At 53.8% G+C, this 26,617-nt stretch carries 24 protein-coding genes and 1 pseudogene; 15 read left to right on the top strand and 10 right to left on the bottom strand.

What is annotated here, in order from left to right:
* Window positions 1-102 precede the first annotated feature (102 nt).
* From KGP24_RS13015 to KGP24_RS13005, 3 genes are all read right to left on the bottom strand, one after another.
* Window positions 103-3,198 (bottom strand): multidrug efflux RND transporter permease subunit, encoded by a 3,096-nt coding sequence (locus tag KGP24_RS13015; protein WP_223560723.1) that lies wholly within the window; start codon window positions 3,196-3,198, stop codon window positions 103-105.
* Between the two features lie 4 nt (window positions 3,199-3,202).
* On the bottom strand, window positions 3,203-4,111 hold the full coding sequence (locus KGP24_RS13010; RefSeq protein ID WP_198885629.1) for an ABC transporter six-transmembrane domain-containing protein: 909 nt from the start codon (window positions 4,109-4,111) through the stop codon (window positions 3,203-3,205).
* Between the two features lie 124 nt (window positions 4,112-4,235).
* Window positions 4,236-4,628 carry a transporter gene (locus KGP24_RS13005; RefSeq protein ID WP_223560722.1) on the bottom strand — a complete coding sequence of 131 codons (393 nt, stop codon included), beginning with the start codon at window positions 4,626-4,628 and terminating at the stop codon, window positions 4,236-4,238.
* A gap of 265 nt (window positions 4,629-4,893) precedes the next feature.
* Here KGP24_RS13005 and KGP24_RS13000 point away from each other — a divergent pair, with 265 nt between their 5' ends.
* Window positions 4,894-5,598: a response regulator gene (locus KGP24_RS13000; protein ID WP_223560721.1), complete on the top strand. Its 705-nt coding sequence runs from the start codon at window positions 4,894-4,896 to the stop codon at window positions 5,596-5,598.
* Entirely contained in the window at window positions 5,595-6,659 is a 1,065-nt protein-coding gene (locus KGP24_RS12995; protein WP_223560720.1) for an ATP-binding protein, read from the top strand. The genes KGP24_RS13000 and KGP24_RS12995 overlap by 4 nt, the downstream gene beginning before the upstream one ends.
* On the opposite strand, the gene KGP24_RS12990 is transcribed toward KGP24_RS12995, so the two are convergent.
* The 7 genes from KGP24_RS12990 to pspF all read right to left on the bottom strand — a co-directional run bounded on the left by KGP24_RS12990 (window position 6,640) and on the right by pspF (window position 14,103).
* Complete coding sequence (locus tag KGP24_RS12990; RefSeq protein ID WP_223560719.1) at window positions 6,640-7,581, bottom strand: ATP-grasp fold amidoligase family protein; 942 nt, start codon at window positions 7,579-7,581, stop codon at window positions 6,640-6,642. The genes KGP24_RS12995 and KGP24_RS12990 overlap by 20 nt on opposite strands.
* A gap of 161 nt (window positions 7,582-7,742) precedes the next feature.
* Window positions 7,743-8,549 carry a putrescine export ABC transporter ATP-binding protein SapF gene (gene sapF / locus KGP24_RS12985; protein WP_023312051.1) on the bottom strand — a complete coding sequence of 269 codons (807 nt, stop codon included), beginning with the start codon at window positions 8,547-8,549 and terminating at the stop codon, window positions 7,743-7,745.
* 1 nt (window position 8,550) lies between these two features.
* A complete protein-coding gene (gene sapD, locus KGP24_RS12980; RefSeq protein ID WP_033145732.1) occupies window positions 8,551-9,543 on the bottom strand; it encodes a putrescine export ABC transporter ATP-binding protein SapD in 993 nt (330 codons plus the stop codon).
* Complete coding sequence (gene sapC, locus KGP24_RS12975; protein ID WP_223560718.1) at window positions 9,543-10,433, bottom strand: putrescine export ABC transporter permease SapC; 891 nt, start codon at window positions 10,431-10,433, stop codon at window positions 9,543-9,545. Before sapC ends, sapD begins: the two co-directional genes overlap by 1 nt.
* Complete coding sequence (gene sapB / locus KGP24_RS12970; protein ID WP_223560717.1) at window positions 10,420-11,385, bottom strand: putrescine export ABC transporter permease SapB; 966 nt, start codon at window positions 11,383-11,385, stop codon at window positions 10,420-10,422. Before sapB ends, sapC begins: the two co-directional genes overlap by 14 nt.
* A complete protein-coding gene (gene sapA / locus KGP24_RS12965; protein ID WP_223560716.1) occupies window positions 11,382-13,022 on the bottom strand; it encodes an ABC transporter substrate-binding protein SapA in 1,641 nt (546 codons plus the stop codon). The genes sapB and sapA overlap by 4 nt, the downstream gene beginning before the upstream one ends.
* Before the next feature lie 88 nt (window positions 13,023-13,110).
* Window positions 13,111-14,103: a phage shock protein operon transcriptional activator gene (gene pspF, locus KGP24_RS12960; protein ID WP_223560715.1), complete on the bottom strand. Its 993-nt coding sequence runs from the start codon at window positions 14,101-14,103 to the stop codon at window positions 13,111-13,113.
* Window positions 14,104-14,254: 151 nt separating this feature from the next.
* Here pspF and pspA point away from each other — a divergent pair, with 151 nt between their 5' ends.
* From pspA to pgmB, 13 genes and pseudogenes are all read left to right on the top strand, one after another.
* On the top strand, window positions 14,255-14,923 hold the full coding sequence (gene pspA / locus KGP24_RS12955; protein ID WP_029740507.1) for a phage shock protein PspA: 669 nt from the start codon (window positions 14,255-14,257) through the stop codon (window positions 14,921-14,923).
* 49 nt (window positions 14,924-14,972) lie between these two features.
* On the top strand, window positions 14,973-15,197 hold the full coding sequence (gene pspB, locus KGP24_RS12950; RefSeq protein ID WP_023312045.1) for an envelope stress response membrane protein PspB: 225 nt from the start codon (window positions 14,973-14,975) through the stop codon (window positions 15,195-15,197).
* Entirely contained in the window at window positions 15,197-15,556 is a 360-nt protein-coding gene (gene pspC / locus KGP24_RS12945; protein ID WP_223560714.1) for an envelope stress response membrane protein PspC, read from the top strand. The genes pspB and pspC overlap by 1 nt, the downstream gene beginning before the upstream one ends.
* 12 nt (window positions 15,557-15,568) lie before the next feature.
* Window positions 15,569-15,793, top strand: a complete 225-nt coding sequence (gene pspD, locus KGP24_RS12940; protein ID WP_223560713.1) for a phage shock protein PspD — start codon at window positions 15,569-15,571, stop codon at window positions 15,791-15,793.
* A gap of 199 nt (window positions 15,794-15,992) precedes the next feature.
* Window positions 15,993-17,689, top strand: a pseudogene (locus tag KGP24_RS12935) (sugar phosphorylase).
* A 14-nt stretch (window positions 17,690-17,703) separates the two neighbouring features.
* Window positions 17,704-18,996, top strand: coding sequence for an ABC transporter substrate-binding protein (locus KGP24_RS12930; protein WP_223560712.1), 1,293 nt, complete (start codon window positions 17,704-17,706; stop codon window positions 18,994-18,996).
* Window positions 18,997-19,018: 22 nt separating this feature from the next.
* On the top strand, window positions 19,019-19,900 hold the full coding sequence (locus tag KGP24_RS12925) for a sugar ABC transporter permease (RefSeq protein WP_223560711.1): 882 nt from the start codon (window positions 19,019-19,021) through the stop codon (window positions 19,898-19,900).
* Entirely contained in the window at window positions 19,887-20,729 is an 843-nt protein-coding gene (locus KGP24_RS12920; RefSeq protein WP_194399381.1) for a carbohydrate ABC transporter permease, read from the top strand. The genes KGP24_RS12925 and KGP24_RS12920 overlap by 14 nt, the downstream gene beginning before the upstream one ends.
* 28 nt (window positions 20,730-20,757) lie before the next feature.
* The gene (locus tag KGP24_RS12915) at window positions 20,758-21,810 is read left to right on the top strand and encodes a zinc-binding alcohol dehydrogenase (protein WP_223560710.1); all 1,053 of its coding nucleotides are present in this window, start codon (window positions 20,758-20,760) and stop codon (window positions 21,808-21,810) included.
* A gap of 17 nt (window positions 21,811-21,827) precedes the next feature.
* Entirely contained in the window at window positions 21,828-22,616 is a 789-nt protein-coding gene (locus tag KGP24_RS12910) for a sugar phosphate isomerase/epimerase family protein (RefSeq protein WP_223560709.1), read from the top strand.
* A gap of 11 nt (window positions 22,617-22,627) precedes the next feature.
* Complete coding sequence (locus KGP24_RS12905) at window positions 22,628-23,686, top strand: Gfo/Idh/MocA family oxidoreductase (RefSeq protein WP_223560708.1); 1,059 nt, start codon at window positions 22,628-22,630, stop codon at window positions 23,684-23,686.
* On the top strand, window positions 23,680-25,959 hold the full coding sequence (locus KGP24_RS12900) for a glycoside hydrolase family 65 protein (RefSeq protein WP_223560707.1): 2,280 nt from the start codon (window positions 23,680-23,682) through the stop codon (window positions 25,957-25,959). The genes KGP24_RS12905 and KGP24_RS12900 overlap by 7 nt, the downstream gene beginning before the upstream one ends.
* Window positions 25,949-26,614, top strand: a complete 666-nt coding sequence (pgmB, locus tag KGP24_RS12895) for a beta-phosphoglucomutase (RefSeq protein WP_223560706.1) — start codon at window positions 25,949-25,951, stop codon at window positions 26,612-26,614. Before KGP24_RS12900 ends, pgmB begins: the two co-directional genes overlap by 11 nt.
* Window positions 26,615-26,617 lie beyond the last annotated feature (3 nt).

The following is a 26,617-nucleotide window of genomic DNA, read 5'->3' as shown; positions in this document are numbered from 1 at the left end:
CGGACTCGCGGGGGCTCAAAATTTCAGCATTCGTCCAGTATATCACCCGGCAACAGCTTCGCCTCATCCAACCAGAGAGGGTGCGCGATTCCGCCAGGGTATTCACGCTTTCCTGATGTTGTCGACAAAACGCGCAATGACGATAAAGAAAACCGGTACGAAGAAGATCGCGAGAAGCGTACCGCTAATCATGCCGCCAAATACGCCGGTACCGATGGCATGCTGAGTACTGTCGCTCGCCCCACGGGCCAGCATCAAGGGAACAACCCCTAAGGTGAAGGCTAACGACGTCATCAGAATGGGGCGCAGGCGCTGGCTGGCGGCATGAACGGTTGCCGCCAGCAGGGGTTGCCCTTCACGATGGAGCTGCCTGGCAAATTCAACAATCAGAATGGCGTTCTTGGCCGAAAGGCCGATAAGCGTAATCAGGCCGACCTTGAAGAAAACGTCATTCGTCATGCCGGCAACGGACACCGCGATCACCGCGCCGATAAGACCCAGCGGAACGACCAGCATGACCGCAAAAGGAATAGACCAGCTCTCATACAGCGCGGCGAGTACCATAAACACGACCAGTATCGACAGGACGATAAGGCCCGGAAGCTGAGATTCCGATTTTCTCTCCTGCAATGAACTCCCTGCCCACTCGCCCGCGATGCCCTGAGGTAAATCTCTGGACAAACTCTCCATAACCTTCATTGCGGTACCGCTGGATTCTCCCGACGCCGCATTTCCGGTAATGCGAATAGCCGAATATCCCTGATAACGCGTCAACTGCTGCGGCGCAACGTTCCAGGAAAGCGTGGCAAACGTCGATACCGGCACCATCTGTCCCATCCGGTTTTTCACCGATAATTTCAGTATCTGCTCAGGCTGCATTCGGTAGGGCGCATCGGCCTGCACTATCACCTGCTGAACGCGGCCGTTGTTCGTATAGTCATTGACGTAATTTGAGCCCAGGGTGACGGAGAGCGTTTGGTTGATTTCATCAAATGAGACGCCCATCGCTTCCGCCTTTTCTCTGTCAACCTGGAGCGCAAGGCTTGTCCCTTCCGGAAGCCCGTCTATATATACGTCACTCAGTTCAGGGCGCTGGTTGGCCTGCAGGACCAGCGCGTCGGCAGCGCGTTTTAACGCCTCGTAGCCCAATCCCGCTCTGTCCTGCACGTACCAGGTGAAGCCTGAGGAGGTGCCCATATCCGAAATGGCTGGCGGGAGCAGGCTCATCGTGACGGCATCAGAGACGTTCGCCATGCTGGCCTGTATCTGGTCGGCTTCATTCTGGGCCGTCGAGCCCTGCCGATTTTTCCAGTCCTTCAGCGTGGTGAAGGCCATAGCCGAATTTGGTCCTGAACCTGAAAATCCAAACCCCAGGATCATAAGGTTGCTTTCAATATCCGGTCGGGTCGCAATTTCCTCTTCAAATTTTTTAACCACGTTGAGGGTACGCTGCATCGTGGCATCAGAAGGGAGCTGGATTGAGGACATAAAATAGCCCTGATCTTCGTCCGGCAGAAAGGACGACGGTAACGAAGACAATCCCAGAAACAGCGCAGCACAAAGCGCAGCGTACAGGAGCAGCATACGCCCGGTTCGCTTCAGAACGGCACCCAGCCCGGCTTCGTAACAGGCGGTGAGCGAACGAAAGCGCGCGTTAAACCTGGCCGCGAACCTTCCGCCTCCGCTCTTTCCTGCCTTATGCGGCTTGAGTAGCGTTGCGCACAGGGCAGGCGTCAGCGTCAGGGCAAGAAACGCGGACAGCAGTATGGAGACCGCCATGGAAATACAAAATTGTCGGTAGATAATCCCGACGGAGCCTTCAGCAAACCCCATGGGGATAAAGACGGCGGTTAGCACCAGCGTGATGCCTATAATCGCCGGGGTGATTTCCTGCATGGCTTGCCGCGTGGCGTCACGCGGGGACAGGCTTTTTTCCTCCATCAGTCGTTCAACGTTTTCTACGACCACGATGGCATCATCAACGATAATCCCTATCGCCAGCACCATACCGAACATCGTCAGAATATTGATGGAGTAGCCGCTCAGTAACATCACCGTGAAGGTGCCAAGAAGTGCGACGGGAGCAACTATCGCCGGGATAAGCGTACAGCGTATCTTGTGCAGAAACAGCAGCATCACCAGGAAGACCAGGACCATCGCCTCAACAAATGTCTGAACAACCTTCACGATAGAAAGTTTCACAAACGGCGCGGTATCGAAGGGAACCGTAAACGTCATTCCGTCGGGTAACACCCGGGAAAGCTCGTCGATGCGCGCACGCACGCCTGAAGCCGTACTCATTGCATTCGCGCCCGGAGAGAGCTGGATTGCCGCCGCCGTCGCAGGAACCCCATTCTCGCGAATACCAAAGGCGTAGCTTTGCAGGCCAGATTCAATCCGCGCAATGTCGGACAATTTCAGGCGGGCACCGGATGCGTCAGATTTCAGGATGATATTCCTGAACGCCTCTACCGAGGAGAGCTGTCCCTTCACGGTGATGGGATAGGTCACCCCTTGTCCTGCAGATGCTGGCTCATCTCCCGTTTTACCGGGCGAAACAAGGGCATTTTGCTGGCCAACAGCGGTAAGAACATCGCTCACCGAAAGCCCGTAGCCGTGGAGCTTCATCGGATCTAACCAGATGCGCAGCGCTTTTTCGCCACCGAACAGCTGAACTTTCCCCACGCCGGGCACGCGACGAAGCTCGTCACTGACGTTTCGGGCAAAATAGTCGCTTAAATCTGCTTCCTCAAATTCACCCTTCGTGGACTTCAGCCCCACCATCATTAAAAAACCAGAATTAGCGGCCTCGACGTTAATGCCGTTTTGCCTTACCGCCTGAGGCAGACGAGGCTCGACGATCTTAATCTGATTCTGCAGATCCATCTGCGCCAGCTTGATGTCCGTGCCCGGTTTAAACGTGACGGTAATCGATGCCGAACCGGTTGTGTCACTGGAGGATTCGAAATAGAGCAAATTATCGACTCCAGAGATTTCGCGCTCGATTAACGATACCACCGACGTATTCATGATATCGGGGCTGGCACCCGGGTAACTGACGGAAATAATGATTCCCGGCGGTGCTACCGCTGGATACTGCGCAACCGGCAAACGAGGAATAGACAGGAGCCCTGCCAGAACGATAAAAAGCGCCACTACCCAGGCGAAAACGGGGCGTTCAATAAAAAAATGCGGCATTAAATTAACGTCCAGTTACGTGAATTTCATCATCTGTGGATACGCGCTTGCCGATATCCCTGAGCTGCGAAAATTTCTCAAGAAGCTGCGGCGCGTCATCGAGGCTCGTCGCGAACATCCACATGTAGGTCATCACGGAGTAAATATGTCCGGCGGTGATGCCGGTTGAGCGTGTCATCCAGACGATGGTCAGCGTAAAAAGCGCGGCAACAAGCACGCCGACCCACAAATAGCCCCATGCCTCGCGGTCAGATAATGCGATACGTAAACGCGCAAGCGTGGAGTAATGTCGGTGAAGCGTGGCCGTTCCCGCCTTATGAACATAATCCACTTCTTTTTCCAGACGATTATTCAGACGCATGAACAGCCATTCATTTTTACGGGCATATCCTGAGACAAATCCGAGCAGGATAAATACAATCGCAAAGCACATGACGCCGGCCCAAAATTCAATAAACAGCAACATGATTGCGGCACCAAAAAGTGAACTCAGCGATGTAATAAGCAGGGGAAGGTGCATTTCAAAGAAATCCACATATTCGCGCGAGAGCGTTACCCTGGCGGCGATTGCCGAATGGTTAAGCTGATATTTGCGCTGTGCCAGAACGACGGAAACAGCGAGTCCGGCATAAATGCGTGCAAACGTGCGGGTGTCTACGCTCCGTCTGGCCGCACCGATGAACCACATACAAAGTACCATCAGGCCATACAGCGCGGCGTTTAGCGTTTCACCGGCGAGGATGGCATTTATCGCGATGCCAGCCAGAACGGGATAAAGTAAAAACGTCACGTTTTCAGCGACCACCAGGAAAAAAGTGACGGCCAGTTTTTTCCGGTGCCGTATCGCGAGTTTTTTTAGCGAGTGCATTACTCCAGCAGGTTCAGAAGAACGAAGATTATTACGGTTCATCATCATGGATAAGTTTTGTCAGACTTTTTTAGTGAGTTATTTTTGTGCAAAATAGTGTGAGGGAGAGTCTACCGCGCGCCTGTTTAGCGGAAATGGGCGGTTTGTGGAGGCTGTGTGGAGCAACGAGTCAAATCATTCTCATAATAAGATACAGCGGGGCTCCGCCAAAAAAAATGATCAAATAACACTCGTAGTAAAAGATCAGATCCTCGATATCGGGCATCGCGTTTAACAGCACGGTGAACGTAATAATAAGATAAACAAAAATCACCATCAGCCAGAAGGTGACGACGAGTAGCTCAGTTAGTGCGCCAGCTTTATTCTGGATTATCAGAGAGACAACCGACAATGCGATACAGCCATAGATGATGGGTGAAGAGAGCAGCGTCGAGGCGACTTTCTCATCCATTCTGTGTACCAACACCAGCCATATATAAAGTAATCCCCATGTCAGCAGCAGAAACAGGGAATATATGCCCAGTTTTTTAGGGGAAAAATATTTAGAAAGTTCCATGTTCATTATTTCAGCCAGCTTCATAAAGTCTTTAAGAAACAGTGGTAATTTGCAACGCGTAATGCAAAAAGGGGTATACCTCAATAGCGATTTTGAACTGACATTGTCGAGTCTTTATTGACGGAATGTGTAGGCTGTATGGAGAAATAACCGGGCAGGTAAATCAAACGGGAAATTTTCGTGACTGCGGCACTTTTTCCCGGAGGCTGTGTCTTATTGTGCTAAAGATATCTGATAGCGTGCTTAAAGGGATTTCACCCGCGGAGATAATATGAACAAAAATACGCTGATCCTTGTTGTTGAAGATGAAGACGAAATCGCCGATATACTGATGAGCTACTTAGAGCGTTCGGGAATGAAAACGCTCAGAGCCATGCAGGGCGAGCAGGCTATAGCGCTCAATCGCCTGCATAAACCGGATCTCATCTTGCTGGACATTCACCTGCCCGTGTGTGACGGCTGGAGCGTGCTTACCACGCTTCGTCAGGAAAGTGCTGTCCCCGTCATTATGGTTTCCGCTCTCGATCAGGACGTCGATAAGCTTATGGGGCTGAGGCTCGGCGCGGATGATTACGTAATCAAACCCTTTAACCCTGCTGAAGTTGTCGCGCGAGTTGAGGCGGTGCTGCGCAGGACAAAACCCGCGCTTCAGCAGGCGGGTTCCCTGCCGCTCAGAACGCCCTTTATTACGATCTATCCGGATGACTTCTACGTGGAGGTCACCGTGGGCGCAGAGGTTGTCTCCCCGGTATTAACGACGACCGAATTTAAATTACTCACCTGGCTGGCGAGATATCCGCGCAAGGTCTGTTCCCGCGAAGAGTTACTCAACGCGTGTCTGCCGGAAGGCGATACGCTCGACAGAACCGTCGACAGCCATATGAGCAAGCTGCGAAAAAAACTGGAGCTGGCCGGTCTTTATGGCGTTCCCGAGAGCATCAGGGGCATGGGTTACCGGCTTGGGGAAAAGAAATGAATAAAGAGTCTGTCCTGAGTCGTCAGATCTTAACGTATATGCTGTTGCTGACGTTTACGATAATTGCCATCGCCATACTGGGCTCCTGGTTTTTTTACTCCTTTATTCTGGATCACCTCCCGGGCGGCGCTGCTGCGGGCGATGACGAGCAGATGACGATGTGGGACTGGGTATGGATTAGTACCGCGACAACCATCAGTCTGATTATTGCACTCTTTTTCACGGTCAAACTTTCATCGCGAATACTCACCCCGCTAAACGCGGTAGCGTCCAGCCTGAAAAAGATTTCCCAGGGCGATCTGGACGCCCGGGCATTCTGCGCCAGTTCGCGGCTGGGCGAGATTAATCACCTCGTGACGGATTTCAATGAAATGGCGGAAAAATTACAGACGCTGGATATTCAGAGAAAATCCTGGAATGCCGCTATTGCGCATGAGCTGAGAACCCCGGTCACGATCTTACGCGGACGGCTTCAGGGGTTGGTTGACGGTGTTTTTACCCCGGACACGGTTCTGTTTAATAATCTTCTCAAACAGACGGAAGGTTTAACCCGCCTGATTGAAGATCTCCGTGTTATCAGTTCGGATGGCGGGGCAGGATACACATTATGCCAGTTCAGAACCGATCTAAAAGGGACAATACAGAATGCACTTGATACGTTCATGCCCGAGTTCAGCCGTAAGGCATTTACCGTCAATACAGAACTGAGGGAGCAGCAATGCGTATTCGATCCCTTACGCATCAATCAGTGTCTGACCGTTTTATTTGATAATGCCTTACACTATTCAACCTCGCGCACGCTCATCGTGAAAAATGGCGTTTCTGATAAAGGCAATTATATCCTTATTCAGGACGGGGGACCGGGCATCCCCAGAGAGTTTCATGATTTCCTGTTTCAGCCCTTTCAGCGCGATAATGGCGCCAGACATGTGAATCCGGAAGGCTGTGGTTTAGGCTTGTCGGTGGTAAAAGCCATCATGCTGGCTCATGGTGGCGATGTTACCTATACCTTATCGACGCAAAATCACTCGATATTTAAACTCACCTGGCCCGACTCGTGAGTTTCAGCGGCAGGTCAAAAGCGCCTGCCGGCGATAAATGCCATATTTTCCCTAACCTAGCATCCCATTCCTGCGGGGTAATCGTCAGTTTACCGCGTCTGGGGCTTAAGGTTATTTCACTGAAAAAGATTTCATCTTTTTTTAGCATCAGGTCAACGCGGCAGTAGTCAATTCCATGCGCCAGCTCCTGGGAGGCTAACAGTGCCTGACGGAACAAGAGCGGTTCGCCTGGTTCTACTGATGTATTTGGATATTCCATCTGGAAGGGTTGTAAGTTCCAGTGCCTGTCATAAACGTTGATAAACCCTTTGCCGTTATCATCCGTAAAATCCGCTTCTACATAGTGGGCAACGCCGTGAAAGCAATGGATCCTCAGCATTTCGGGCGTTATGTTTCTGTCAGCATCGTCGAAGAGATCGACAAACGGCTCGCAAAGTATACTCGGCGTAATGTTTTTGTACTGCCATTCACGCGTGGTGTAGTAAAGATTTTTCTTTAACGAGAGGCTCAGCTTTTTACATGCTTCCCTGACATTAAATTGCGCTTTGTTTGTACATATTATTGTACTGCCACTGTCATGATTGCACTTAAGGACGAATTTGTCAGGGAGTACAGAAAAATCAATTTGCGATGGTCTGGTATAAACACCAATTAATGGCACCGTTTTCACGCGCGTTGTTCTGGAATAAACGTATGCCCGAACGGCGAGTTTATCGGCAAGCATCGTGTAGAGGTTATTATGGTCATAAACAAGACGATGGCATATTTTTTCACTCAACGTCGTGGGTGACTGAATGTCAGGGGTTTTCCCGGTTGTTTTCTTAAGCCTCACAGTATGAAAGTGCAGATCCGTCATTAAAAATGAACGGCATTTTCTGATGAGGTACTCGGTATATTTTAGAACGTAAGTGGCGGTGTTCATTTCTTCTCCTCCGTAATGTCCTGGTATTCTGGAGAAGAACTGTTGATTGATATTGATTAAAATATGGAGCAGGGATGGAGATGAAAAATTAAAGGATTAAATAGCGTGTGCGGGCTATTTAATCCTTAATGTAGTGGGGCAATTTGTGTTGAGCGTCGCGCTTAGCGATCCTTTCTCCACGCATCGGCGGTCAATGCTTCACCGAAATGACCGGCTATCAGTCGTTTTGTCAGCTCATGAAGCGGGGAGGCCATCACATCCGCCGTGCTGCCGCGCTCGACTACTTCGCCCTGGTGCATGACCATCACCTGATCGCTGATGTGCTTCATCATTCCCAGATGCTGGGTGACGTAGATATACGAAATCCCCTGTTTTTCCTGCAATTCCAGCATCAGGTTAATCAGCTGCGAGCGCATCGACATATCCAGCGAGGCAAGCGCTTCATCAGCAATGATCACTTTAGGCCGTAAAATCAACGCACGCGCCAGACCCAGACGCTGTTTCTGGCCGGGGGCCAGCATATGCGGGTAGTAGCTTTCGTGATCCGGTAACAGCCCAACCATACGCAGGGTTTCAAAGACGCGCTTACGGCGCGCCTCCGGCTCCAGGTCAGTGTTCAGACGCAGCGGAAAATCGAGGATCTGCGAAATGCGCTGGCGCGGGTTAAGCGAGGTAGACGGATCCTGGAAGATCATGCGGATGCGCTGGCTGCGGAAAGAGTAATCGCCGAACGTCAGAGGATGATCGTCAATCAACACTTCGCCTGCCGTCGGTTCAACCATGCCGGCGAGCATTTTCGCCAGGGTGGATTTCCCGGAACCGTTCTCGCCGATGATCGCCAGAGTCTGTTTTTCACGCAGCGTAAAGCTCAGCGGTTTTACCGCGTCGACGGTTTGACGATGAAACAGCCCCGTGCGGTAGCGAAAGGTCTTACTCAGGTTGCGGACTTCAAGTAAGGTTTCGACCATTTCACTCTCTCTCCATGTTCAGCGGGAAATGACAGGCGTAAAGATGATTTTTGGCCCCGGTCAGGCGTGGCGTCTCGATACATTTACGCTGAGCATAGGGGCACCGCGGCCCCAGACGACAGCCTATCGGCAAGGATTCCAGCAGCGGAATCGCCCCCGGCAGGGTATTCAGGCGGCTTTTATGCGGCATGGCGCTGCCAAAATCCGGAATGGCGCGGATAAGCGCCTGCGTATACGGATGATGCGGGGCGCCGATCAGATCTTCACTCGGCGCGGTTTCGACCGTTTGCCCGCAGTACATCACGTCAATCTTATCCGCCCATTTGCTGAGCATTTGCAGGTCATGGCTGATCAGCAAAATGGTGGTGTTGTTATTCTGATTGAGGCGCGACAGCAGGCGGAAAATTTGCGCCTGCGTGGTGGGTTCCATCGCGTTGGTGGGCTCATCCGCAATCAGCAAACGCGGCTGATTGGCCAGCGCGATGGCAATCATCACTTTCTGACATTCGCCGTCGGTAAGCTCATACGGGAAGCTGCGCATTGCGTCTTTGTGATCTTTGATGCCGACGCGGTGCAGAAGCTCAATGGCGCGACGCTTGCGCCAGCCAACGCGTTGCCACCAGCGGCCTTTATAGGTCCAGCCGGGAATGTTCTGCATCAGCTGTTTGCCCACGCGTTCGGACGGGTCGAGACAGGACTGCGGCTCCTGGAAAATCATCGAGACGTTATGCCCGACCAGCTTACGCCGCTCGCGGGGGGAGAGGCGCAGCAGGTCGATATCATCAAAACGCATACGGTCTGCGGTCACGCGCCAGTTGTCCTTCGCCACGCCGCAAATAGCTTTGGCAATCAGACTTTTTCCTGAGCCGGATTCCCCCACCAGCCCGCGAATTTCACCCTCCGCGAGGGTGATGCTGATGCGATCGACGGCTTTAACCCAGCCTTCACCGGTTTTGAATTCGATGGTGAGGTTGCGAATATCAAGAAGCGGCATTATTGCACCCCCGCATTAATTGCACGGCGAATACCGTCGCCCAGCAGGTTGATGAGCAGCACGCTCACCATAATAGCCGCACCCGGCAGCATGACCGTCCACGGTGCCACGTAGATTAACTCCAGCGCGTCGCCGAGCATCGCCCCCCATTCGGGCGACGGCAGCTGCGCACCGAGATCGAGAAAGCCGAGCGCCGCGATGTCCAGGATCGCCATAGACAGCGCGCGGGTGATCTCAGTGACCAGCCCGGAGGCGATGTTAGGTAGCACGGCAAACCACAGAATGTTGAATGTCGTCGCGCCGTCCAGACGCGCGGCGACGACATACTCTTTTTCCAGCTCATCATGCACCATGCTGTAAACCGAGCGCACGATGCGGGGCAGAATAGCCAGCCAGACGGCGAACATGGCATGCGACAAATGCGGACCGGCAAAGGCAACAACAATGATTGCCAGCAGCAGGGACGGAATCGACAGCAGCGTATCCAGAATGTGGTTAAGGACCGCCGAACGCAGGCCATGCGTAGAACCCGCAAAAATACCGAGCGCCAGCCCACAGATCGTTGCCGCGAGCGTCACCACAAATGCGCCGCCGACCGTCGGGGCTGCACCGCTCAGCAGGCGGCTCAACACGTCACGTCCGAGGTCGTCCGTTCCCAGGAAGAAAGAGACTTCGCCGTAGCGGGACCAGGAAGGTGGCAGCAGCTGATAGCCAAGGAACTGCTGATCAATGCCATACGGCGCAAACCACGAGCCAAAGACGCACAGCAATAACAGCCCGGCGCAGCCGTAAAGGCCGATCATTGCCGTGGTGTCACCATAGAATTTACGCCACACGGTACGCAGCACGCCGGGCGTGCGCTTTTCACTGTATACGCTATCGTAAGGCATACCATTCCTTATGCTTCAATGGGTTGGCCATGGCACCCAGAATATCGGACAACACGTTAACAATAATCACCAGCGAACCAATCACCATCACACCAGCAGAAATAGCGGCGTAGTCCTGCTGGCGGATGGCGTTAATCATCCATCGCCCCAGGCCAGGCCAGCTAAAGACCATCTCGGTGATCATGGCCAGCGTCAGCATGGTGGAAAACTGTAATCCCAGACGCGGAATAACCGGCGGCAGCGCGTTGTGCAGGACGTTGCGGCGCAGTATGGTCAGGCGAGACAACCCGCGCGTGGCGGCGGCTTTGACATAGTTCTGGTCAAACACCTCAATGGTGCTCAGGCGCATCAGGCGGATCACTTCGGTTGTTGGCGCAACCGCCAGCGTCAGCACCGGCAATACCATATGGCGCACGGCGCTGACGATCATCTCATGACGCCATACCGAATCGGACAGCCACGCGTCAATGATGGCAAAACCCGTCACCGTTTTAACCGTATAGAGCAGGTCAAAACGACCAGAAACCGGCAGCCAGCCCATCGTCAGCGAGAAGAACAGCGTCAGCAGCAGCGCCAGCCAGAATACCGGAATGGAGAAGCCGAACAGGGCGAGGGCGCTGATAAACTTATCCTGCCATTTGTTGCGATAGATCCCGGCCAGCATGCCCACGGGGATCCCGACCATCAGGGCGAAGCCGAAGGCCAGAATGCACAGCTCCATCGTGGCCGGAAACACCTCTTTCAGCTGCTCGGAAATCAGCTGTCCGTTAATGCTGGACACGCCGAAATCCCAGTGCAGCAGCCCGTTAAACCAGAAGAGCCAGGCATCCCACAGCGACGACCCCTGGAGCGGGGCGTGAGGGGTGAAATAGCTCAGGCTGAAGCCGACAAAGTTCAGGAAAAAGAGCGTCACCAGCAGCAAAAGGAGCCGGCGTAAGGTAAAAATAATCATGGTTTTTTCACCTCTTGTTCTTTTTCACGCGACACGCCGGCGAACGAGGCGTTGCCGAACGGACTCAGCACCAGGCCTTTAATATCATAACGATAGGCCTGAAGACGAAGGGAAGAGGCCAGCGGCAGCACCGGCAGTTCCTGAGCAAGGATCTTCTGTGCTTCATCATAGGCGTCAATACGTGAGGCCAGCTGTTGGGAAGCCAGCGCTTTTTGCAGCACTGCGTCAAACTCCCGGTTACACCAGTGGGCGTAGTTGGTCTGCGAATTTATCGCCGCACAGCTCAGGAGCGGACGGAAGAAGCTGTCCGGATCGTTACTGTCGGTCGCCCAGCCGGTCAGGGTTAAATCATGATTCATGTCCATCAGGCGCGCCTCCTGGAAACGGCCCTCAACCGGTACGATGATCACTTTGACGCCCACCTGCGCCATATCCGCCTGCAGCAGTTCGGCGGTCTTGAGCGGGCTGGGGTTCCACGCCTGGGAACTGGTTGGCACCCAAAGCTGCAGCGTGAGGTTTTCCGCCCCCAGCGCTTTCAGTTGTTCACGCGCTTTTGCCGGATTGTATTCCGTAATTTTAGCCTCACCGTCATAGGCCCACGAGGCGCGCGGTAAAATTGAGGCGGCGGTTTCCGCCGTGCCGTAGTAGATCGACTGCATCAAACGCTGGTTGTTAATCGCCAGCGCCAGAGCGTGGCGAACGGCAGGGTTATTCAATGGCGGCTTATCCGTGTTAAAGGCCAGATAAGCGATATTCATGCCGGGGCGTAACGTCAGACGCAGGCGTGGATCGTCGCGCAGGATGGTGAGCTGGCTGGCCGCGGGCCAGGCGAGCACGTCGCACTCCCCGGTGAGCAATTTTGACAGACGTCCCGTTCCGCCTGAACCGAGATCGACCACTACCTGCGGCATCAGCGGAGTGCCGCGCCAGAAATGCTCATGGCGCTGCAGGCGAATATACTGCCCGGCACGGTATTCAGCCAGCTGGAACGGACCGGTGCCGACCGGCTGACGATCCAGCAACTCCTGACGATCCTTTTTCGTCAGGTTCGCCGCGTATTCAGCGGACATGACTGACGCATAGTGGGTTGCCAGGTGCCAGAGGAAGGATGCATCCGGGCGCATCAGCGTAAATTCAACCGTCCGGTTATCCAGCTTACGCACGCTCTTGACGGTGTCGGCAAACTGCAGGCTGTCGAAATAGGGGAAGTTGCTGCCGTTAACGTTATGCCACGGGTGGTTGCGGTTAAAGATACGCTGGAAGGTGAAGACCACGTCATCTGCGTTCAGCTTGCGGGTGGGGATAAACCACGGCGTGCGTTGAAAAGAGACGTCATCGCGCAGGTGGAAACGGTAGGTTGCGCCGTTATCCAGCACTTCCCAGCTTTCCGCAAGCTCAGGCACCAGACGGTAGGTGTATGGGTCAACATCAAGCAGACGATCGTAAAGCTGCGCGGCCAGGGTATCCACAATCAGGCCGCTGCCCGCTTTTTGAGGGTTGAAGGTATCCACCTGGCCGCTTACGCAATAGACGAAGCCGCTGTCACGAATGTCAGGCTGCGGCGTTTGCCCGGGGGCGGCAAAGGCCAGGCTGCTAAACAGACCAAGTGCAAAAAAGGACGATAAAACCAGACGCATAATTTTTAAGGTTTTTAGGTTCGATCTGCAAAGTGTATCGCACTTACGCCTGCTTCGTAAAAATGTCTGTAGGTAAGTGCTGATATTGTCAGCGCATGTGATGCTTTTTAAGCAATGCCCGCAGCTGATGGTAAGTCAGACCCAGCAGTTCAGCCGCCCGTTTCTGGTTATATTTCGCCGTCTTCAGGCTTTGCTCCAGCAGCTGTTTCTCCTGGTCGTTCTGGAACTGGCGTAAATCAAGGGGGAGAGTAGGGAGATCGCCTGAAGACGTTGGTACGGGCAGCGCTGCTGGGCTACGCTGAAAAGGATCGATAATGATGTTGTCCAGCTCCGTCTCGCTGCTGCCGTGACGATAGACTGAGCGTTCCACGACGTTTTTCAGTTCGCGGATATTTCCCGGCCAGTGGTAAGCAAGCAGCGTCTCCTGTGCATAATCGCTGAAGCCGGGGAACAGCGGCAGGCCGAGCTCGCGGCACATCTGAATCGCAAACTGGTCTGCCAGCAGCATAATGTCGCTTTTGCGCTCGCGCAGCGGAGGAAACTGAACGACGTCAAAGGCCAGGCGGTCGAGCAGGTCGGCACGGAATTTCTCCTCCGCCACCATCTCCGGCAGGTTAGCGTTAGTGGCGCACACCAGGCGCACGTTAACCTGCAGCGGCTGGCTACCGCCGACGCGCTCCAGCTCGCCGTACTCAATCACGCGCAGCAGTTTTTCCTGTACCAGCATGGGCGCGGTGGCCAGTTCATCAAGAAACAGCGTCCCACCGTCGGCGCGCTCAAAGCGTCCGGGATGGCGTTTCTGGGCACCGGTAAACGCGCCCGCTTCATGGCCGAAGAGCTCGGTGTCGAGCAGGTTTTCATTCAGCGCCGCGCAGTTAAGGGAAATGAAGGGGCCATCCCAGCGCCCGGATAAGTAATGCAGACGGTTAGCTATCAGCTCTTTCCCCGTTCCGCGTTCACCGATGATCAGCACCGGTTTATTGAGCGGCGCCAGGCGAGAAACCTGTTCCAGCACTTCAAGGAAACTGTTTGCTTCGCCGAGTAAATTGTCTTTGTATCCAGGCATGATGAAATTAACCACTCCTTAGCGATATTCACCAGGGAAGAATAGTCCGTTTCTGCGTAAAAATCAATCATACTCATTAAAATCAATAAGATAAAAAGTTGGCATGATGTTTGTATTATCAGTACAGCAGGGCATAGCCCGATAACAGAACTATGAGGATTAGATTATGGGTATTTTTTCTCGTTTTGCCGACATCGTGAACGCCAACATCAACTCACTGCTTGAGAAGGCGGAAGATCCGCAGAAGCTGGTACGTCTGATGATTCAGGAGATGGAAGACACGCTGGTTGAAGTGCGTTCTACCTCCGCCCGCGCGCTGGCGGAGAAAAAACAGCTTACGCGTCGTATTGAACAAGCTACCGCTCAGCTGAACGAATGGCAGGAAAAAGCGGAACTTGCGCTGCGCAAAGACAAAGAGGATCTGGCCCGTGCTGCGCTGATCGAAAAACAGAAGCTGGCCGATATGGTCGCGACGCTCGAGCATGAAGTGACGCTGGTGGATGACACGCTCACCCGTATGAAGAAAGAGATTGGCGAGCTGGAAAACAAACTGAGCGAAACCCGCGCGCGTCAGCAGGCGCTGACCCTGCGTCACCAGGCGGCAAGCTCTTCCCGCGACGTGCGTCGTCAGCTGGACAGCGGTAAGCTTGATGAAGCGATGGCGCGTTTTGAATCGTTTGAACGTCGTATCGACCACATGGAAGCCGAAGCCGAAAGCCACGGTATCGGTAAGCAGAAGTCGCTGGATCAACAGTTCGCCGACCTGAAGGCCGACGATGAAATCAGCGAACAGCTGGCGGCACTGAAAGCCAAAATGAAGCAAGACAACCAATAATAATTCCTGCGGCACCTGAGCGTGCCGCATCGTAAGACAAGGAGTACACATGAGCGCGCTTTTTCTGGCCATTCCCCTGACAATTTTCGTGCTGTTCGTTTTGCCGATTTGGCTATGGCTGCATTACAGCAACCGTTCTTCACGGGGCGAACTCTCCCAGAGTGAACAACAGCGTCTGGTGCAGCTCTCCGATGAGGCGAACAAAATGCGTGAACGCATTCAGGCGCTGGAAGCCATCCTGGATGCTGAACATCCAAACTGGAGGGACCGTTAATGTCTGGAGTGAATCTGAACAAAAAGTTGTGGCGTATTCCACAGCAGGGCATGGTGCGCGGCGTTTGTGCCGGGCTGGCTCATTATCTTGATGTCCCGGTCAAACTGGTGCGCGTGGTCACGGTGCTATCGATCTTCTTCGGTCTGGCCTTTATTACGCTGGTGGCATACATCGTCCTGTCGTTTGTCCTTGACCCGATGCCGGAAGGAGAACTGGCTGCAGAGGGGGCCCCGACCAGCAGCGATCTTCTCAATGCGGTTGACGAGCAACTCGCCGCCGGTGAGAAGCGGCTAAGGGAAATGGAACGCTATGTCACGTCGGATACCTTTACGCTGAGAAGTCGCTTTCGTCAGCTTTAAGAGAGAGATGAGATGAAACAACACTGGCAACAGGCCGGTCTGAAGGTAAAACCCGGCCTGAAAATCGCAGGTAAACTGGTCCTGCTGACCGCGTTACGGTTCGGCCCGGCTGGTGTGGCGGGTTGGGCGATTAAATCCGTTGCCCGCAAGCCGGTCAGAATGGTGCTGGCCGTGGCGCTCGAACCGCTGTTGCAAAAGGTGGCAAAACGGCTTTCTCGCCGCTACTTATCCCAATAATTTCCGCTGGCGCTGGTCCTTTCCCTGACGGGTGAGGGACTGGCGACGGCTCACCGTATTTCCTCTTTTTTTCACGTTCTTTCTTTGCGGCAGCTCACAATATTGCGCTGAGCTGCTTTGCAAACACCTTTTTCTCCTCCCTGGTCCGTTGACAGATATTTTACATGGGAGTAGATTGCCATTCCGTGGGACCGCTACCATGGAAAATGAAATGAATGCAAAAATTAAAGAGCTCATTAATCTTGTTTACGGGGAAACGTTTTCTGAATCCAATCTTAATGTGCTGCTGGAGAATATTGGAAAGGCTGCTTCTATTATTACGCAAAAACGTAAAACGGGTTGGGATGAAAAAGACGTTGTACTGATTACCTATGCCGATCAGTTTTCAGCGAAAGGGGAGAAGGCGCTGCCGGTTTTTACACGTTTTTATAACAAGTGGCTTTCTCATTCTTTTTCTCATGTCCATCTTTTACCTTTTTATCCATGGTCTTCGGACGACGGGTTTTCCGTTATTGATTATCATGAGGTTGCGCCTGAAACGGGTACGTGGCGAGATGTTGCTGAGTTAAAACAGTCTGCCAGCTTAATGTTTGATTTCGTCTGCAACCATATGTCAGCCAAAAGCAAATGGTTCGCTAATTATCTGAAGCAAACGCCTGGCTATGAAGATTTCTTTATTTCTGTCGATCCTGAAACAGACTTATCCGCGGTGACGCGTCCGCGTGCCTTACCGCTTCTTACGCCTTTCACGCTACATGATGGCAGCGTGCGACACCTGTGGACAACCTTCAGCGAGGACCAGATTGATCTTAATTTCGCCTCTCCGCAGGTGCTGATCGCAATGGTGGATGTGCTGCTGCATTACCTTATTGAAGGGGCGCGATACATTCGTCTGGATGCTGTGGGATTCATGTGGAAAATACCCGGAACAAACTGCATCCACCTTGAGCAAACCCACCAGCTCATCCAGCTTTTCCGCGCCATTACCGAGGCTGTCGCCCCTGGAACGGTGATTATCACCGAGACGAACGTTCCGCATAAAGATAACGTTGCTTACTTCGGTGACGGTGAAAATGAAGCGCAGATGGTTTATCAGTTCTCTTTGCCCCCGCTGGTACTGCATGCGGTGCATTGTCAGGACGTCCGGACGCTGAGCCAGTGGGCAGCGTCGCTGAAGTTGCCTTCAACGAAAACCACCTGGTTTAATTTCCTGGCCTCGCATGACGGGATTGGTCTGAATCCGTTACGCGGCATTTTACCTGAGTCGGAAATCCTCTCACTTGTGGAGAAACTTCAGGCTGAAGGGGCGTTGGTTAACTGGAAAAATAACCCGGATGGTACACGCAGTCCTTATGAAATTAATGTGACCTATCTGGATGCATTAAGTACGCGTGACAGTCTTGATAGCCATAGGATTGCCCGGTTTATTCTGGCGCATGCCGTTCTCTTGAGCTTCCCCGGTGTGCCTGCGGTTTATATCCAGAGTATTCTCGGCTCGCGTAATGATTATGCAGGTGTTGAACGCCTCGGATACAACCGCGCGATAAATCGTGAGAAATACACTGCAGGACAAATTGATAGCATGCTTGAAGATAAAAATAGCCTGCGCTCTCAGGTCTATTTCTCGTTAAGCGATTTAATCGCGCTGCGCCGGGCGGAAAAAGCATTCCATCCTGACAGTGAGGCTAATTTTGTACGTCAGGTGAACATGTTTTAAAAATTGTTCGCGTGGCGAGTTGTGGCGAAAAAATAACAGCGTTGTTTAATTTCAGTGATGGCATTCAAACGGTGAAGTCCGATATTCAATCCGGAACGGAGTTGATTACCGGAGAAGATATTTCAGATAAAACGCTGACCCTATATCCATGGCAGGTGTTGTGGATTAAAGAAAACTAAAAAGGACCTTAATAATGAAAATGCCAGGAATTGTGCTGATATCAGCACTCGTTTCGTGCGCCTTGTTATCAGGCTGCAAGGACGACAAAAAGTCTGCTGTCACTATTGAGTTTATGCACTCGTCAGTCGAGCAGGAGCGTCAGGCGGTTATCACGAAGCTGATCGAAAAATTCGAGAAAGAGAACCCCGGCATCACGGTGAAACAGGTGCCGGTAGAAGAGGATGCCTATAACACCAAGGTCATTACGCTCGCCAGAACGGGCGCGCTGCCAGAGGTGATTGAAGTCAGCCATGACTACGCGAAAGTCATGGACAAGGAACAGCTGCTGGATCGCAAAGCTATAGGCGAAGCCATTAAAGCGGTAGGCGAGGACACCTTCTATGACGGCATCTTGCGTGTTGTTCGTACGGAAGACGGTTCAGCCTGGACGGGGGTGCCAGTCAGCGCCTGGCTATCCGGCGTCTGGTATCACAAAGATGCGCTGGCTGCGGCGGGTATTCAGGAGCCGCATAACTGGGAACAGCTGCTGAAAGCCAGCCAGAGTCTTAACGACCCGGCCAAAAAACATTACGGCATTGCGCTGCCCACCGCGGAAAGCGTGATGACAGAACAGGCATTCTCCCAGTTTGCACTTTCCGGCGGCGCGAACGTTTTTGATGCAAAAGGGAACGTCGACATCGATACCCCTGAAATGGCAAAAGCCCTGGCTTTTTATAAAGCCCTGGCCGCGACCACCATGCCGGGTTCAAACGACGTCATGGAGATCAAAGATGCCTTCATGAACGGTTCTGCTCCGATGGCGGTTTACTCCACCTACATCCTTCCGGCGGTATTCCAGGACGGAAACCCTGCCAACCTGGGCTTCGTCGTCCCAACAGAAACATCTTCTGCTGTTTACGGCATGGTCACGTCGCTGACGATTACCACCGGTCAAACCGAAGATGAAACTCAGGCGGCTGAAAAGTTTGTGACCTGGATGGAGCAGGCTCAAAACGCAACTGACTGGGTCATGATGTCGCCTGGCGCGGCACTTCCGGTGAACAAGCTGGTGGTGGGCACCGATACCTGGAAAAACAACGAAGTGATTAAAGCGTTTGGGCAACTGCCATATGAGCTGATTGCGCAGTTCCCTAATGTGCAGGTGTTTGGCGCAGTGGGCGACAAAAACTTCACACGCATGGGCGATGTAACCGGGTCCGGCATTATCAGTTCCATGGTGCATAACGTCACTGTGGGGAAACAAAAACTCAGCAACACGCTTAGTGACAGCCAGAAGCGACTGACTGATCTGTTTTCACAACGATAGGAGCGCTCTGCGGAAGGAAATTATGAAGACGTTGTTTTCTGGTCGTTCAGATATGCCTTTCGCCATGCTGCTGTTGGCCCCCAGCCTGATTTTGCTGGGGGGCCTGGTGGCCTGGCCGATGATTTCCAATATTGAAATCAGTTTTTTACGACTGCCGCTTAACCCGCGCATTAGCGCTGTGTTTGTCGGGCTGGATAATTACATTCGCATTCTCAGTGATGCAGCATTCTGGCACTCGCTGTGGATGACGTTCTGGTACACCGCGCTGGTGGTGATCGGCAGCACGGGGTTGGGGCTGGCTGTTGCGATCTTCTTTAATCGTGAATTCCGTATGCGGAAAACGGCACGTTCACTGGTGATTTTATCCTACGTCACCCCGTCCATTTCGCTGGTGTTTGCATGGAAATACATGTTCAACAACGGCTACGGCATTGTGAACTATCTGGGCGTAGACCTGCTGCATCTGTATGACCAGGCGCCCCTGTGGTTCGACAATCCTGGCAGCAGCTTTGCACTGGTGGTGCTGTTCGCCATCTGGCGTTACTTCCCGTACGCGTTCATTTCGTTCCTGGCGATTTTGCAGACCATTGATAAGTCGCTGTATGAAGCGGCGGAAATGGACGGCGCGAATGCCTGGCAGCGTTTTCGAATCGTTACGCTGCCCGCGATTATGCCGGTGCTGGCAACGGTAGTGACGCTCCGCACTATCTGGATGTTCTACATGTTTGCGGATGTCTACCTGTTGACTACTAAGGTCGATATTTTGGGCGTCTACCTCTACAAAACGGCATTCGCTTTCAATGATTTGGGTAAAGCTGCGGCGATCTCCGTCGTGCTGTTCGTGATCATCTTCGCGGTGATTCTGCTGACCAGAAAAAGGGTAAACCTCAATGGCAACAAATAAACGCGTACTGAGCCGTATTGGTTTTTATCTGGGGCTGGCGGTGTTTTTGGTCATCACACTGTTCCCGTTCTTTGTGATGCTAATGACGTCGTTTAAGAGTGCGAAAGAGGCGATATCGCTTAATCCGACCATATTGCCGCAGGCGTGGACGCTGCAGCATTACGTCGACATCTTTAACCCGCTGATTTTCCCGTTTGTGGACTATTTCAGAAACAGCATGGTGGTGTCGCTGACCTCCTCGGTCATTGCCGTGTTTCTCGGTACGCTCGGGGCTTACGCCTTGTCCAAACTGCGTTTTAAGGGCCGCACGACGATCAATGCGAGTTTTTATACCGTCTACATGTTCTCCGGAATATTGCTGGTGGTACCGCTGTTCAAAATCATCACTGCCCTTGGGATCTACGACACCGAGCTGGCGCTGATTATCACCATGGTGACCCAAACGTTACCGACAGCGGTGTTCATGCTGCGCAGCTATTTCGACACCATCCCGGACGAAATCGAAGAAGCCGCGATGATGGACGGCCTGAACCGCCTGCAAATCATCTTCCGCATCACCGTGCCGCTGGCGATTTCCGGGCTTGTATCGGTGTTTGTCTACTGCTTCATGGTGGCGTGGAACGACTACCTGTTTGCGTCCATTTTCCTGTCCAGCGCCAGCAATTTTACCTTGCCGGTCGGGCTGAACACGCTCTTTAGCACGCCAGATTATATCTGGGGTCGCATGATGGCGGCATCGCTGGTGACGGCGCTTCCGGTGGTCATCATGTATGCCCTGTCTGAACGTTTTATTAAAAGTGGTTTGACCGCCGGTGGCGTGAAGGGCTGAGGCGGCCAATTTTAACAAGGAGTCAGTCATGAAAAAATTAGTAGCGACAGCGCCACGCGTGGCGGCGCTGGTGGAATATGAAGATCGTGCTGTGGAAGCACATGAAGTGAAAATTCGCGCCCGCTTTGGCGCGCCGAAACACGGTACCGAAGTGGTGGATTTCCGCGCCGCCAGCCCGTTTATCGATGAAGAATTCAACGCGGAGTGGCAGATGTTCACGCCGCGTGAAGAGGGCGCAGCGCGCGGGATCGAATTTGGTAAGTTCCAGCTTGGCAACATGATTGTTGGCGACATTATCGAATGCGGTGCTGACGTCACTGAATACCAGATTGGCGACAGCGTCTGCTGCTACGGCCCGCTGCAGGAAACAGTCATCGTCAACGCGGTGAACAACTACAAGCTGCGCAAAATGCCGCAGGGCGCGTCCTGGAAGAACGCCGTTTGCTACGATCCAGCGCAGTTCGCCATGAGCGGCGTGCGTGATGCCAACGTCCGCGTGGGCGACTTTGTTGTCGTGGTAGGTCTGGGAGCCATCGGGCAGATTGCGATCCAGTTGGCCAAAAAAGCCGGTGCGTCAGTGGTTATCGGCGTTGATCCGATCGAACACCGCTGCGAGATTGCTCGTCGTCACGGCGCGGACCATTGCCTGAATCCAATCGGAACCGATGTCGGTCTGGAAATCAAAAAGCTGACCGGCAAGCAGGGCGCGGACGTGATCATCGAAACCAGCGGCTTTGCGGATGCGCTACAGTCCGCGCTGCGCGGACTTGCCTACGGCGGCACCATCTCCTACGTAGCCTTCGCGAAACCGTTCGCGGAAGGCTTTAACCTCGGCCGCGAAGCGCATTTCAATAACGCGAAGATTGTCTTCTCCCGCGCCTGCAGCGAACCAAACCCGGACTACCCGCGCTGGAGCCGCAAGCGTATCGAAGAGACCTGCTGGGAACTGTTGATGAACGGCTATCTCAATTGTGACGATCTGATCGACCCGGTCGTGACCTTCACCACCAGCCCGGAAAGCTACATGACGTATGTCGATCAGCACCCGGAACTCAGTATCAAAATGGGCGTCACTTTTTAAGCTAAGGAGAGCAAATCATGAAAATCGCAACACAAAACCAGGCCTTTTTCCCGACCAGCATCATGGAAAAATTCCAGTATATCAAAGCGATGGGGTTTGATGGCTACGAAATTGACGGCCGACTGCTGGTAGAAAACCTCGACGAAGTTAAAGCGGCCATCAAAGCCACAGGTCTGCCGGTGACGACGGCCTGCGGTGGATACGATGGCTGGATCGGCGACTTCATCGAAGAGCGCCGTCTGAACGGATTACAGCAGATTGAGCGTATTCTGGAAGCGCTGGCTGAAGTGGGTGGCAAGGGCATTATCGTGCCTGCCGCGTGGGGGATGTTTACCTTCCGACTGCCGCCAATGACCTCCCCACGCAGCCTGGACGGTGACCGCAAAGCGGTTAGCGCCTCCCTGCGCTGGCTGGATGAAGTCGCGGCGCGCACCGGGACGACCGTCTACCTGGAACCGCTGAACCGCTATCAGGATCATATGATCAACACCCTGGCTGACGCGCGTCGATACATCGAAGAGAACGGCCTGAAGCATGTGCAGATCATCGGCGATTTCTATCATATGAACATCGAAGAAGACTCGCTGACGGATGCGCTGCATCAGAACCGCGATCTGCTGGGCCATGTGCACATCGCAGATAACCATCGCTACCAGCCGGGCAGCGGCAGCCTCGATTTTGCCAGCCTGTTCGATCAGCTACGTGCGGATAACTACCAGGGTTACGTGGTGTATGAGTGCCGCGTGCGCGCCGAGGATCCGGCACAGGCATACCAGGACTCCCTCACTTATCTGCGTAAATGCTAAGGATGACGAGCGTGATGAGTGCTTCTACACCTTCGCCTCTGCGCGTCGCCATCATTGGCGCCGGGCAGGTCGCGGATAAAGTGCATGCCTCGTATTACGCCACGCGCAGTGATGTTCAGATGGTGGCTGTTATGGACAGCCATCCTGAACAGGCTCGGGCGTTTGCGGAACGTCATGGTATTCCCTCGGTATGGCAGGAAGCGCGAGAAATGCTCGAGGCGGTTAAGCCGGATGCGGTGAGCGTCTGTTCGCCTAACCGGTTCCATTTCGAGCATGTCATGGCAGCGCTGGAAGCAGGCTGCCATGTGATGTGTGAAAAACCGCCGGCTATGACGCCGCAGGAGTCCGATCGGATGCGCATGGCTGCGCGCAAGGCGGGAAAAGTGCTGGCGTATGATTTTCACCATCGTTTTGCCCTGGATACCCAGCTGCTGCGCGATGCGGTAATGAACGGAACGCTCGGAGAAATTTACTTCACGTCGGCGCAGGCGCTTCGTCGTTGCGGTGTGCCGGGGTGGGGCGTTTTTACCAATAAATCGCTACAGGGCGGTGGTCCGCTGATTGATATCGGCATCCATATGCTTGATGCCGCAATGTATGTTCTGGGGTTCCCGGCGGTAAAACGGGTGACCGCGCATAGCTTCCAGAGGCTGGGGAACCGTAAAAGCAGCGGTCAGTTTGGCGAGTGGGATCCCACGCAGTTTACCGTGGAAGATGCCCTGTTTGGCACCATTGAATTTTGCAACGGCGGTATTCTGCGTCTGGACACGTCGTTTGCGCTCAATATCCGCGAGCAGTCGATCATGAACGTCGCATTCTGTGGTGAAAAGGCGGGGGCTACGCTGTTCCCGGCGCACATCTACAGCGACGAAGCCGGTACTTTAGTCACCCTCACGCAGCGTGAAGAAGCTGACGACCAGCGTCATATGCGCAGTATGGATGCCTTCGTGCGCCATGTGCAGGGAGAGCCCGTCATGATCGCTGATGCAGAACAGGGGCTGGTTATCCAGCAGCTTGTCGCTGCGCTGTATGAATCAGCAGAAACAGAGGGAAGCGTGACGTTATGCTAAACGTGTCTGTATTAACCGACCCGGGGTTTTGTCCACACAGCCTGAATAAATACGCCTCCATCATGGCTTGCGGTAACGGCTACATGGGGATCCGCGCTGCGCATGAAGAAGATTACACCCAGCAAATCAGAGGTATGTATCTTGCGGGTCTGTATCATCGTGCTGGTCGCAACGAGACCACTGAGCTGGTCAATTTGCCCGATATCACCGGTATTGAGGTTGAGCTGGATGGGGTGAATTTTACCCTTCTGGCCGGGGATATTCTCGAGTGGCAGCGCGAGCTGGCGTTTGCCAATGGCGAACTTCGTCGCAGCGTCGTCTGGCGCTCGCCCGACGGAAAACGCTATCGACTGGAGAGTCGTCGTTTCGTGTCGCTGGATCAGTTACCCTTAGTGGCCATGCAGCTTTCCATCACACCGCTCGATGCCGCCACGCAGGCCGTGCTGAAAACCGGCATTGATGCAACGCAAACGAACAGCGGCAGACAGCATCTGGATGAGATGTCGGTCAGAGTGTTCGACCAGCATTACATGCAGGGCGTGTATGAAACGCAGGACCGTGCGTCTGAAGTTGTTGTTTCGGCGTTTTGTCAACTCTCTGCGAAGAGCGACAGTTGCTTCACCGCCAAAAATCGTCGTCTCAGCGTTCATCATTCGCTAACGATTGCGAAGGGTGACACTGTCACGCTAGACAAAATCGTCTGGCTGACGCATCGCAGTGATAAAGCACCATCGCAGTCCTCTTTCGCTCACAACGCGCTAGCCGATCTTAAGGTTTGCGCGGCAAGAGGCTACGACGCCTTGCTTGAGAGTTCATCGTATGCATGGGAAGCGATCTGGCGTGACGCTCGGGTGGAGGTGGACTCTGCGGTGCATCAGGATCAGATGGCGCTGGATTACGCCGTCTGGCATTTGACGACCATGACGCCAGCCCATGATGAGCACAGCAGTATCGCCGCCAAAGGGCTGACGGGCGAGGGGTATAAAGGCCACGTCTTCTGGGATACCGAAATTTTCCTGCTGCCTTTCCATCTCTTCACGCGCCCCCAAACCGCCCGAAGCCTGCTGCGTTATCGTTGGCTCAACCTGGCCGGGGCGCAGGAAAAAGCCCGTCGCAACGGCTGGCCTGGCGCGTTGTTCCCATGGGAAAGTGCCGCCAGCGGGCTGGAAGAGACGCCGGAGTTCGCGGCTATCAACATCCGAACCGGCATGCGCCAGAAGGTGGCCTCCGCGCTGGCAGAACACCACATCGTCGCGGACATTGCCTGGGCCGTCGTCGCTTACTGGCAGGCGACACACGATGATGCCTTTATGCGCAATGAAGGGCTGACGCTGCTGATGGAAACCGCTGCGTTCTGGATGGGCCGCGCCACGGAGGTCAACGGGCGCCTGGAAATCCATGACGTCATCGGTCCGGACGAATATACCGAGCATGTAAACAACAACGCCTATACCAATTATATGGCCTGGCACAACGTTGCCTGCGCTCGCCAGTTTATGACGATGTTTGGGCGCGAGGATGAAGGTTTTACGCAGAAAGCGACACGGTACCTGACGCGCTTATGGCTGCCGGAGGCCAATTCAGACGGTGTGATCCCGCAGGATGATACCTTTATGGCAAAACCTGCCATCGATCTGAGCCGCTACAAAGCCAAAGCGGGGAAGCAGACCATTCTGCTCGATTATTCCCGCGCGGAAGTTAACGACATGCAGATCCTTAAGCAGGCTGATGTGGTGATGCTTACCTACCTGTTGCCGGAGCGGTTTACCCCGCAGCAGTGCGCCGCCAATCTGGCGTTCTACGAGCCCCGCACGATCCATGATTCTTCGCTGAGCAAGGCCATTCACGGCATTGTGGCCGCCCGCTGTGGCGATATGGAAGGTGCCTACGCCTTCTGGCGTGATGGCGTCGCAATCGATCTCGGGGACGACCCGCACAGCTGCGATGACGGGATTCACGCCGCTGCGACCGGCGCGATCTGGTCCGGCGTCATTCAGGGATTTGCCGGAATGCAGATTGTGGAAGGGGAACTGCAGCTTGCGCCCAGCCTGCCGGCCCAATGGCGAAGACTTGCTTTCCCCCTGCGCTGGCGGAACGCAACGCTGCATTTTACGTATGAAAACGAGGTTTTAACCATCGAGACTTCGGCACCTGTAACGCTGACGCTGTGGGGCAAAACGCTACATGTATCGGGGCGGAAAATTTGCGCTTATAAGGATTTTCTTGCATCTGAAAATGGGACCGCTACCACGGAGAGTCGCCATGATGCTTAAGGCTGTTGTATTCGATCTGGACGGTGTGATCACCGATACCGCACACCTCCATTTTATTGCCTGGCGTGCAGTAGCGGACGAAATCGGCATCACCTTTGACGAAGTGTTTAATGAACAGCTGAAGGGAATAAGCCGCATGGATTCCCTGCAGCGCATCCTGAAGCATGGCGGGAAAGAGGGGATGTTTAGCGATGAGCAGTGCCTCGCGCTGGCGACGAAAAAAAACGCGCTCTATGTCCAGTCTCTGGCGTCACTGACGGGAGATTCACTGCTTCCAGGTATTCGCGAGGTGCTGGCGGATATCCGTGCGGCGAACGTCAAAACTGGGCTCGCCTCCGTTTCTCTGAATGCCCCTGGGATCCTCCACGCGCTGGGCATTTATCAGGCCTTCGATTTTTGCGCCGATGCTTCCCGTATTCGCCGCTCAAAGCCAGACCCGGAGATCTTTCTTGCCGCATGTGCAGGCCTGAATGTGCGTCCTGAAGAGGCCATAGGTATCGAAGATGCAGCAGCAGGCGTTGAGGCGATCAACGCGGCGGGAATGTTATCGGTTGGGATTGGATCTGGCCTGCATCATGCGGGATTACAACTTCATTCAACGCGAGAACTGACCTGGAAATGCCTGACCGAATTTTGGGCAACCCGGACGTATTGATAA

The organism is Enterobacter sp. JBIWA008, assembly GCF_019968765.1.
GTDB lineage: Bacteria > Pseudomonadota > Gammaproteobacteria > Enterobacterales > Enterobacteriaceae > Enterobacter.
Note: the sequence above shows the minus strand (reverse complement) of the source record. Positions and strands in the feature narration are given on the sequence as shown.

Excerpts from the sequence above, each read along its gene's own strand:
- pspA (WP_029740507.1), top strand. The coding sequence starts at position 14,255 with ATGGGTATTTTTTCTCGTTTTGCCGACATCGTGAACGCCAACATCAAC.
- pgmB (WP_223560706.1), top strand. The coding sequence starts at position 25,949 with ATGATGCTTAAGGCTGTTGTATTCGATCTGGACGGTGTGATCACCGAT.
- sapA (WP_223560716.1), bottom strand. The coding sequence starts at position 13,022 with ATGCGTCTGGTTTTATCGTCCTTTTTTGCACTTGGTCTGTTTAGCAGC.
- sapD (WP_033145732.1), bottom strand. The coding sequence starts at position 9,543 with ATGCCGCTTCTTGATATTCGCAACCTCACCATCGAATTCAAAACCGGT.
- KGP24_RS12900 (WP_223560707.1), top strand. The coding sequence starts at position 23,680 with ATGCTAAACGTGTCTGTATTAACCGACCCGGGGTTTTGTCCACACAGC.
- pspD (WP_223560713.1), top strand. The coding sequence starts at position 15,569 with ATGAAACAACACTGGCAACAGGCCGGTCTGAAGGTAAAACCCGGCCTG.
- KGP24_RS12925 (WP_223560711.1), top strand. The coding sequence starts at position 19,019 with ATGAAGACGTTGTTTTCTGGTCGTTCAGATATGCCTTTCGCCATGCTG.
- KGP24_RS12930 (WP_223560712.1), top strand. The coding sequence starts at position 17,704 with ATGAAAATGCCAGGAATTGTGCTGATATCAGCACTCGTTTCGTGCGCC.
- KGP24_RS13005 (WP_223560722.1), bottom strand. The coding sequence starts at position 4,628 with ATGAACATGGAACTTTCTAAATATTTTTCCCCTAAAAAACTGGGCATA.
- KGP24_RS12920 (WP_194399381.1), top strand. The coding sequence starts at position 19,887 with ATGGCAACAAATAAACGCGTACTGAGCCGTATTGGTTTTTATCTGGGG.
- sapF (WP_023312051.1), bottom strand. The coding sequence starts at position 8,549 with ATGGTCGAAACCTTACTTGAAGTCCGCAACCTGAGTAAGACCTTTCGC.
- sapB (WP_223560717.1), bottom strand. The coding sequence starts at position 11,385 with ATGATTATTTTTACCTTACGCCGGCTCCTTTTGCTGCTGGTGACGCTC.
- sapC (WP_223560718.1), bottom strand. The coding sequence starts at position 10,433 with ATGCCTTACGATAGCGTATACAGTGAAAAGCGCACGCCCGGCGTGCTG.
- KGP24_RS12990 (WP_223560719.1), bottom strand. The coding sequence starts at position 7,581 with ATGAACACCGCCACTTACGTTCTAAAATATACCGAGTACCTCATCAGA.
- KGP24_RS13000 (WP_223560721.1), top strand. The coding sequence starts at position 4,894 with ATGAACAAAAATACGCTGATCCTTGTTGTTGAAGATGAAGACGAAATC.
- KGP24_RS12995 (WP_223560720.1), top strand. The coding sequence starts at position 5,595 with ATGAATAAAGAGTCTGTCCTGAGTCGTCAGATCTTAACGTATATGCTG.
- KGP24_RS13015 (WP_223560723.1), bottom strand. The coding sequence starts at position 3,198 with ATGCCGCATTTTTTTATTGAACGCCCCGTTTTCGCCTGGGTAGTGGCG.
- KGP24_RS12910 (WP_223560709.1), top strand. The coding sequence starts at position 21,828 with ATGAAAATCGCAACACAAAACCAGGCCTTTTTCCCGACCAGCATCATG.
- pspB (WP_023312045.1), top strand. The coding sequence starts at position 14,973 with ATGAGCGCGCTTTTTCTGGCCATTCCCCTGACAATTTTCGTGCTGTTC.
- pspC (WP_223560714.1), top strand. The coding sequence starts at position 15,197 with ATGTCTGGAGTGAATCTGAACAAAAAGTTGTGGCGTATTCCACAGCAG.
- KGP24_RS13010 (WP_198885629.1), bottom strand. The coding sequence starts at position 4,111 with ATGATGAACCGTAATAATCTTCGTTCTTCTGAACCTGCTGGAGTAATG.
- KGP24_RS12915 (WP_223560710.1), top strand. The coding sequence starts at position 20,758 with ATGAAAAAATTAGTAGCGACAGCGCCACGCGTGGCGGCGCTGGTGGAA.